Source organism: Nostoc sp. PCC 9305, assembly GCF_963920915.1.
GTDB lineage: Bacteria > Cyanobacteriota > Cyanobacteriia > Cyanobacteriales > Nostocaceae > Nostoc.
On the sequence record NZ_CAWUDN010000181.1, the window covers coordinates 1 to 9,061 of the forward strand.

A 9,061-nucleotide genomic window follows, 5' to 3' on the forward strand; every position below is an offset into this window, starting at 1 on the left:
ACATCTGGGCTGATGCCTTAACTTGACACCAATGGCAAGATGCCCACCCCACAATTAGTAGTAATTTATTTGGTAAAGTCAATTACAACTCAATAGCAACTCAATAAAAACTCAATACGTACTCAATATTCTCGAAATTAAACTCAAGATAGACATCGATGTAATTGTTCTCCATTGGAAATTAAATTATGACTGGAGACTACGAGTATAAAGTTGGTGGCAGTTAATGACGACACTGCTAAACTATGGAATCTACAAGGTAGGTTAATTGCTACTCTCAAACATAATCATTGGGTTTTAAATGTAGTATTTAGCCCTGACAGTAAGACTGTTACCACTGCTTCGTGGGATGGTACAGCCAAGCTGTGGAACCTACAAGGACAAGAAATAGCCACTTTCAAACATAATGATCGCATCACAAATTTAGCATTTAGCCCGGACGGTAAGACGATTGCCACAGGCACTTATTTCGCGGATCGTACTGTGCGTCTGTGGACAGAGGTAACAGATGGTTCTTGGCAGCAATTTGCTGAATATCAAGGCTGGAGTTTTGTTTTCAGCCCAGATAGTAAGTTAATTGCCATTGCAGTAGATTCTAATTCTGTGCAGATGCGTCGTGTTCAAAGTTTAGATAGGTTACTAACGCGAGGTTGCGACCATTTAAAAGAATACCTTGCTTCCCGTCCCGATTTGCGAAAAGAAATTTGCCCTGACAATAAATAGCCACGCTATGCCTTTGTGATGTTGGGGAAGCGCGATGTCTAACGACAAGCCTTACGGCTACGCATTTGTGATGTTGGGGAAGCGCGATATCTGACGACAAGCCTTACGGCTACGCATTTGTTGGGTTTGTGGATGGCGATCGCCTTTTGGTTTTTTGGAAAGTGCGTTAGCGCAGCTTAACGAACGCGAGTGCGTCTCGTTGGCGTAGCCTCTCGCAGAGAAGAGAAGTTATCGCCTTTGTGATGTTGGAGAAGTGCGATGTCTGACGACAAGCCTTACGGCTACGCGTTTATTGTTGATGAGATGAAGTGCGATCGCTAAGTTTCAGCCTATTTTCTCCAATAGTGCTTCATTGATAACCGTTTGATAGCCTACCCCTCGTTTTTCTGCTTCTTCTTTTGCCCAGGCTATGATTTTAGGATGAAATCTGATAGAAACCGGCTCATACTTTTCTTCTTCACCCTTAGCAGGTCGTCCACGCTTGCTGAGTTTAACCCCAAACTGATCTGCGATCGCATCTCTGAATATTTGGTTTTCTTCTGGTGTAACTCGTCTTGCTCTCTCAAAAGGAAACTCAGATTCCTGACTCATATTGTTGACACTCCTTTTTTGTAGCTCTTCTTGCACTAATTATCCTTATTCGCTCACCTCGTATGGTAAAAACAACTACAACAATTGACCCATCTTCTATTTCACCAATCGCCCATTCTCTTTCTTCTCCCTGAGAATGAATAGAGTCTTCCGTAAACAGAAGATAGGGGTCGGCAAAAACTGTTACAGCTTCCTCGAATTGAATACCGTGTTTCAAAAAATTTGATTTGGCTTTGTTGTCGTCCCACTCAAAGCGCATTTATAGTATATACCAAAAATATTTACCTTTGCTATACTACACGGACTTTGACTTTCGGATGAAGTGCATAGACGCGATCGCCTTTGTGATATTGGGGAAGTGCGATGTCTAACGACAAGCCTTACGGCTACGCATTTGTGATGTTTGCGATGTTTGACGACAAGCCTCTGTGCGTCTACGCATTTCTGTTGCAGTGGGGAAAATGCGATCGCAAAGCTTAATTTTGGGGAAGTCTTTAGATTAAAATTAACTAATTGTAGTTGTGGCGTACAGTAATTAGCGTGAATTACGAAGAACTCATTAATGATATTAGTAATATTAACAACACAAATTTAGCTACTGTTGTACGGACTTGATAATCAATTATTTGTCTCGCGTTATATGGTAGCACTTCCTTCAGAAGAAACTCTTAAACAATGGTTGAAAGAAGAACAAGATCGGCTTGAGAAACAGTTTGATTTTGGTTCGACAAAAAAACGTGATTCTTAAATGGGGTTGATGGGAAAGTGCAATGTCTAACGACAAGCCTTATGGCCACGCATTTATTGGGATTTGTGGGAGGGCACTCCCTTGAGGTAGCTTTTTTTGCACTAATTATCGCCGCTGAATTTAACCGTTAGCCTTCAGCATTAGGCTGAAGGCTAAATAAGAATTGGTCAAGAGCCAGAAAATCTGCCTTTTGGGTATCTGAATGAAAGGTTTTTATCGCAAAGAAATTATCCGCGATTGAGTTTCTAACTTTTCAGTCGCTGTTAAAACTTCTTGTCTTGCCCATTTATCTGCTGCCAAAATGTCATCTAAAGAGGGATTTGCACGGTTATCATTTTGATGGCGATCGCACACCAATTCGATACACCGGGGAATATCTAAAAACCGAATTTTTTCATCTAAAAATAAAGCTACAGCTTGCTCATTGGCAGCATTCAACACAGCTGGCATCGAACCGCCAGCTTTACCTACAGCGTAAGCCAACTGCATACAAGGATACTTTTGGTGATCTGGTTCCCGGAAGGTTAAGTTTCCAGCTTTGACTAAATCTAGTCGTTCCCAGTTGGTGTAGATGCGATCGGGCCAAGATAGAGCATACAGCAAGGGTAAGCGCATATCTGGCCAACCGAGTTGAGCTAAAACTGAAGTATCTTGCAGTTCAATCAGTGAGTGAATAATGCTCTGGGGATGAATGACAATTTCGATATCGTCATAATCCAACCCAAACAGGAAGTGAGCCTCAATTACTTCCAGTCCTTTATTCATCAAAGTAGCAGAGTCTACTGTGATTTTCCGTCCCATCGACCAATTAGGATGTTTGAGAGCGTCAGCAACGGTTACATCCGCTAACTTTTCTACATCCCAGTCGCGGAAAGCCCCACCAGATGCAGTGAGCAAAATTTTCCGCAAGCCATCTTTGGGAACACCTTGGAGGCATTGAAAGATAGCGGAATGTTCGGAATCGGCAGGGAGTAATTTTACACCATGTTTTTCGACTAGGGGTAGAACCACAGGGCCGCCAGCAATCAGAGTTTCTTTGTTTGCTAAGGCAATATCTTTACCAGCTTCAATCGCTGCGATCGTGGGTAGCAAACCAGCACAACCTACAATACCAGTGACAACGGTTTGGGAATCGCCGTAACGGGCGACTTCTATCACTCCGGCATCACCTGCCAGTAGAATCGGTTGAGGATCGAGGTCAATGATAGCTTCTTTGAGGGCTGGTAATTTATCTTCTGAGCAAATGGCTGCTATTTCCGGCCGAAACTGCCGAATTTGAGCAGCCAACATCTCTACATTGTTCCCAGCTGCCAATCCCACAATCCGAAACCGATCTGGGTACTGAGTGACAATATCTAAAGTCTGAGTACCAATAGAACCAGTGGAACCAACGAGAGTAATCGCTTTCACAATTGCTTAAGGATTTACAGACAACTCTCACTATAAATTGCTTAGGACTCTTTAATCACAGCAATCACAATAATCGATACACTGATGCAAGAAAGCAAAGAAGTTTCCCCGTGCCCGTGTCCCTGCAACAGTTCCAATCCGTTAATTTCAACTCGATAGACTGTTAGCTAATAAGTAAGTAGACGTAACTAAATGTAAGATAAAACTTTTGTTCGTAGTAAGCGATTTATCCCTCTATGTAAGATTCTCAAGGACTAAAGCCGCTTACTACGAGTTTTAATTTAATCAAGCCCTTCTACTTAAAAGTACTAAAAGCGATTTTCATTTGAATGAGGTACACGGGTAGGGACACACAGCAAGCTGTGCGTTCCTGAGTGATTAATTTTTTCTTTCAGTATCTTTCCCCCAGTGGTAACTGCTGTAACTAGACAAAAATTGTATTTATAAATACTATATTTTAAAGATAAATTCCGAGAAAATTGGCAAAAGTAACCAAATAGGAAATAATTTCAATTGATTGGTAATTTGTCCAGTTTGTTAATTGTGTTGGTGGAGGATTTAATATGCAAAAGATTACTCATAAACTGCTGTGTTACAGCCATAGGTAAAAAGATGCACAAAGGAGTTTGTTGAAGCACTCAACCCTATGGTCAAAGTTCAGATAGCTATAAAAAAAGTCTTATGGAAAAATGATTTCCTGTTTCCAGCAGCAATATGGCTTGGCAGTCGAATATTTATTTGGACAGCTATGTTGCTGGTTGCGCCAAAGCTACCGTTAGCAACAGAGGAATTTTTGCCTCGTTTTAGCTGGGGGATTTTTGATGCCTGGGATAGTATACATTACCGTGCGATCGCAACTTCTGGTTATGAATTTGTGAATGACGGTAAGCAACATAATCTAGCCTTCTTTCCCCTATTTCCCTTAAGTATCTGGTTTTTGATGAAGTTGGGCTTACCGTTTGAATTGGCAGGCACCTTAGTCAACAACTTGGCATTTTTTGCAGCGCTTTACTGTTTGTACTTTTGGGTCAAGGAGCATCATGGCATCAATACAGCGCATTGGGTAACTGCTGTGCTTTCTTTGTATCCAGCTTCCATGTTTACGGGAGTGATTTACACAGAGGGGCTGTATTTGTTTTTGAGTACGGCGACTTTGCGGGCGTTCGATCAAAAGCAGTATGGCTGGACTGCCCTTTGGGGTGCGATGGCAACAGCAACACGTCCTACAGGTATGGCACTAATTCCAGCATTGGCGATCGCAGCCTGGAAAGAACGCCGACCACCCATTGCCTATATAGCTGGTTTGACTACCGCTATTGGCACACTTCTATTCAGTTTGTATTGTGCGATTTATTTTGGCAACCCTTTAGCTTTTATCGAAGCACAGCGGGGATGGCGACCAACTCTAGGGTTTGATTGGCAGGGTTGGTTAAATATGTTCATGCAAATTGCCGTTGGCAGTAAAAATTGGCAATTTGGCTGGGTTCAAAACTCATCTGGTGCAATTCAAGATCCCTGGTATCTCTTGTTATTTGGCGTGATTGTTGCCAGTGGCTATCTTTTATGGCATTTCCGTCAACGTTTTAGTTCTGTAAAATTATTTTATGGGTTTTATGGTTTAGTCTTATTTTTGTTGATTTTGGCAAGCGAACAGTGGATCAATAACTTCCTCAACTTGTTCATGGTCTTAGGTGGTGGCTATGTGTTGTGGCGCTTACACACGCAACTGACCCCAGTTACGGTTATTTATGGCTTTTGTGGTATTGGTTTACTGTTGGCCTCTGGAGGCACTATTTCCTTGAGCCGTCTCGCCTACGGTATTGTGCCTTTGAACATAGCAATTGGTGTGCTGCTATCTCACCATCCTCGTCAAGGATATTTAATATTGGGCGCTTTTGTGACACTACTAGCCAAAATAGCTGTAGGATTTGCCCAAGACCACTGGGTTGGTTAGAAGGTTTGATCCATATATTTGTATTTGGTTCTTTCTTGGTAAGAAGTTGAATTTAAATTTCCTAATGAATCTGTCCAATCAAACGAAGATAGCCCTTGCTTCATTATTTGTAGGTGTCGGTGCCATATCTTTTGGCTCTATTTTCGTAAGATTGAGTGAAACTGAACTTAGTCCCAATGCCACTGTATTTAATCGTCTTTGGCTTGGTAGTGCGATCTTCTTGCTCTGGAATGGATACAAGGCGATTCGTCAGCGACTTTCCTTAGACAAACCTGTAGAACAGCAGCCCTACACCAGTCAGGATCTATGGCTATTGCTTGGTGCTGGTATTTTTTGGGCTGCTACTTTAGTTTTCTTGGCTTGGTCGCTGACTCAAACTAGCGTTGCGATCTCTAGTGTCTTACATAATCTCGCCCCTATATTTACTAGTTTAGGAGTTTGGCTGTTATTTCGTAAGGGTTTTGAGAAGCAATTCCTGATTGGCATGGTCATCGCCCTTGGGGGAGCGATCGCCATTGAATTTGAGGAGTTGCAAATTGCCACAGACGAAGTTAAAGGAGGGTTGGCTGCAATTATTTCGGCGATTTTCTTGAGTGCATACCTGCTGATCGTAGAAAAATTACGAACTAAATTTTCTCCGGCGACAATTCAATTGTGGATCTGTGCGATCGCGGCTCTAGCTATCTTCCCCATACTTTTGTTAACTCAAGATCGGCTTTTCCCCTCTACAGTCAGTGGGTGGCTATGGGTAATTTTCCTAGCGCTGATTTGCCAAGTTTTAGGTCATGGGCTTTTGACCTATAGCCTTGCTAGGTTTTCCTCTGTGGTTGTCTCCTTGGTGCATCTGTTAGAGCCAGTATTTAGCGGCATTTTCGCTCTGGTAATCTTTTCAGAAAAATTAACTTTCTCTAATTGGGTAGGTTTCGCCGTAGTTTTAATGGGTTTATACTTAGCCGTATCTAGCCAAGCTGCTGTTAATTACCCGTTCCAGGAATCAGTCAAAAATATAGTTAACACTTTCGTTAAAAGTATGACGATGAAACTGTCATTACTAAAGCAACAATTCTCCGAAACACCAGCTTTATTAGGAACTGTCTCATTATTGTTTGCTCTAATTCCTATATCTTTAGCACCATCTCTGACTAAATTGTGTCAACAAGAAATTGGTGCAAATGCTGTAGTATTTCATCGCAGTTGGATTGCGACAGTTGTCTTTGGTTTGTGGAATGGACTTGAGGCTTTCCGCTACCAAAAATCTATTGAAGGTGGCAGGAGACAGGAGATAGATAGCGTAGCGTTAGCGAGTCCGCAAGCGTCAGGCAGTATTACTCTTACTCCTGCCTTGCTTGATAACCAATCCATAGAACAGAAGCCTTTTACAAGTCAAGAAGTGTGGCTATTGTTGGCAATGGGAACCTCTGCTGGAACCTACCTTCTATTGTGGGCTTGGTCGCTGAGTCAAACTAGTGTTGCTAACGTAGCTTTATTGTCTAATTTGAACTCCTTATTTGTTGCTTTGGCTGGGTATTTGTTATTTGGTCGGCGTTTCGACAACAGATTCGTGATTGGTCTGGTCATAGCCTTGGGAGGAGCGATCGCATTTGAACTCAATAAGGTGCAATTTGCAACCGATCAAATACTAGGTGATGCATTAGCATTGTTAACTGCGGTTTTCATGGCTACATGTATGCTGCTGATAGAAAGACTCCGAACCAGATTTAGTACTGCAACTATCATGCTGTGGCGCTGTGGAGTGACAACAATGTTTCTACTACCAGTGTTACCATTCCTTGAAAATAGACTATTTCCCTATTCATGGACGGGCTGGTTTTTCATCATTTTCCAAGCTCTTTTCTGTCAAGTGCTGGGTCAGGGACTTTTAGCTTATAGCCTCAGCAGAATATCTTCAGGCGTTGTCGCCGTCACACTTCTTCTAGAACCAGTTTTAGCTTCCATTTTTGCTTGGTTCATTTTTTCAGAACAAGTAGGTTTGTTTGACTGGGCTACTTTTGCCGTAGTTTTAGCGGGTATCTATCTAGCCCAATCTAGTCAATCGATTCTTCAAGTAACAAATGAAGGCTCGTAGTAGCATGACAAGTAATAAACAAAGATAAGCTGTTACACATTTAACTTGTATAAGTAGTTTGGGTATATTACCCAAACTACAAAACTTTGATGAAATTTATATCAGCGTGGGTAGGGTACTTTTGTACTTCAATAATTTACAATATGATGTAGTATTTGGACACAACCAACTAGACTGATACAATTTATAACAAAGATAAATTAATTCAGATGAAAATAGTTAGAGATATCTTATACCAATTTAATGTGAAGTTGCACATATCTTGATCCCCCTAAATCCCCCTTAAAAAGCAGGGCTGTTTCATTCCACAAGATGAATGAGTTTGTCAATATCATGAGAGAGAAATCTTTGAGCAATTGTGATGGAATGACAACCATTGCGACGAAGAATATTGAGTGCGAACGCTCTCATAATGGAAAGATTGGCGGGAGCGTTGCCGAGACGGATTGTAGAACAATCCTCTTTGAAAACAACGTCTTTCACCCAGTGCAGGCAGTTTTCGATACCCCAATGACCACGAATACCGAGAGCAAATTCCTTCGCGCTTGCTATCAAACTGCTAATATAACAAACAATTTCATGATATTTATTGCCCTTTCTCGTACCAATTCTTTCGACCCTGATTAAAGATTTTATTCCAGTCCATGCAGGGTCAATTCCATTGGAATCATGAAAAACTTCTACAATGCGTGTTGTATATCTATCTCTAGTTTTTTCAGTCTCAACTATACGAGAAGTTGGTTTTTTTGTGGCGGCAATGTGTTGAATATGACTATGTAGTTTGGGCTGATTACCTTTAACAGCAATGACGTAATCGTTACCGCTCTCTATAATCATTTGACAAGTTTTTTTTGACAATGTAAAGAATCAAAGCTCAAGACTACACCTTCTAAACCTAATGCTGTAACTAACTCTTGGACAACTTGAATTTCGCTTTTTTGCTGGTTCTCAAATTTTTCCATCCCCACAACCAGCCCTCTTTTGCAAGCAAACACCGACACTATACTGACAAAATTTTGATTAGATGAACTGTAGTTTTGCACTGTACCCTTAATACTTTTTCCATCTGTTGCACACCATTCGGATTCTTCTAAATCAACATAATTTTTTGCCCATTCATTAAATCTTTCTGCCAGCTTATCGAAATCTACTCCCATCATTACACGTCGGATTGTTGAGTATGATGGTACTCCATGTTTTTCAATCCCAAATTTCTCTATTAATACCCAACTATGCCTTTTGACAAAATCTCCCCACCCCCTATATCCCACATATCCATTCATTGTTCCCATTATCACCAACAGCAACACTAACCACAGTGGGTGTCTTCGCCCATCTGTCGTTCTAAAGTCTGCTACTTGCTTCAATTGTTCAATCAGAACTGCACCCATCATTTTTATCCCCTCAACCCTTGCTATTTTACCTGTTTTAGGGAATGAAACAGCCCTGCCCTTAAAAAGGGGGACTTTGAGAGCTTTTTGCCCCCCCCTTATTAAGCTATCCATTACCCGCATCTTTCTTAACAAACAGACAAAATACTTAAAATTAG

Annotated in this window: 6 protein-coding genes and 1 pseudogene; 3 read left to right on the forward strand and 4 right to left on the reverse strand. The window is 41.3% G+C overall.

The genetic code is table 11. The annotated features are described in order from the left end of the window. Positions 1 to 216 precede the first annotated feature (216 nt). On the forward strand, positions 217 to 723 hold the full coding sequence (locus ACM0OX_RS34210) for a WD40 repeat domain-containing protein (protein WP_414519489.1): 507 nt from the start codon (positions 217 to 219) through the stop codon (positions 721 to 723). Between the two features lie 324 nt (positions 724 to 1,047). On the opposite strand, the gene ACM0OX_RS34215 is transcribed toward ACM0OX_RS34210, so the two are convergent. From ACM0OX_RS34215 to ACM0OX_RS34225, 3 genes are all read right to left on the reverse strand, one after another. Next, positions 1,048 to 1,314 (reverse strand): BrnA antitoxin family protein, encoded by a 267-nt coding sequence (locus ACM0OX_RS34215; protein WP_414519491.1) that lies wholly within the window; start codon positions 1,312 to 1,314, stop codon positions 1,048 to 1,050. After that, entirely contained in the window at positions 1,298 to 1,573 is a 276-nt protein-coding gene (locus tag ACM0OX_RS34220) for a BrnT family toxin (protein WP_414519493.1), read from the reverse strand. The genes ACM0OX_RS34215 and ACM0OX_RS34220 overlap by 17 nt, the downstream gene beginning before the upstream one ends. 702 nt (positions 1,574 to 2,275) lie before the next feature. Then, complete coding sequence (locus ACM0OX_RS34225) at positions 2,276 to 3,472, reverse strand: 1-deoxy-D-xylulose-5-phosphate reductoisomerase (protein ID WP_414519495.1); 1,197 nt, start codon at positions 3,470 to 3,472, stop codon at positions 2,276 to 2,278. Between the two features lie 646 nt (positions 3,473 to 4,118). Here ACM0OX_RS34225 and ACM0OX_RS34230 point away from each other — a divergent pair. Then, a complete protein-coding gene (locus ACM0OX_RS34230) occupies positions 4,119 to 5,426 on the forward strand; it encodes a mannosyltransferase family protein (RefSeq protein ID WP_414519496.1) in 1,308 nt (435 codons plus the stop codon). A gap of 64 nt (positions 5,427 to 5,490) precedes the next feature. Beyond that, on the forward strand, positions 5,491 to 7,512 hold the full coding sequence (locus tag ACM0OX_RS34235) for a DMT family transporter (RefSeq protein WP_414519498.1): 2,022 nt from the start codon (positions 5,491 to 5,493) through the stop codon (positions 7,510 to 7,512). 300 nt (positions 7,513 to 7,812) lie between these two features. On the opposite strand, the pseudogene ACM0OX_RS34240 reads toward ACM0OX_RS34235, so the two are convergent. After that, positions 7,813 to 9,026, reverse strand: a pseudogene (locus ACM0OX_RS34240) (ISAs1 family transposase). Between the last annotated feature and the right edge of the window lie 35 nt (positions 9,027 to 9,061).

Excerpts from the sequence above, each read along its gene's own strand:
- ACM0OX_RS34215 (WP_414519491.1), bottom strand. The coding sequence starts at position 1,314 with ATGAGTCAGGAATCTGAGTTTCCTTTTGAGAGAGCAAGACGAGTTACA.
- ACM0OX_RS34220 (WP_414519493.1), bottom strand. The coding sequence starts at position 1,573 with ATGCGCTTTGAGTGGGACGACAACAAAGCCAAATCAAATTTTTTGAAA.
- ACM0OX_RS34230 (WP_414519496.1), top strand. The coding sequence starts at position 4,119 with ATGGTCAAAGTTCAGATAGCTATAAAAAAAGTCTTATGGAAAAATGAT.
- ACM0OX_RS34235 (WP_414519498.1), top strand. The coding sequence starts at position 5,491 with ATGAATCTGTCCAATCAAACGAAGATAGCCCTTGCTTCATTATTTGTA.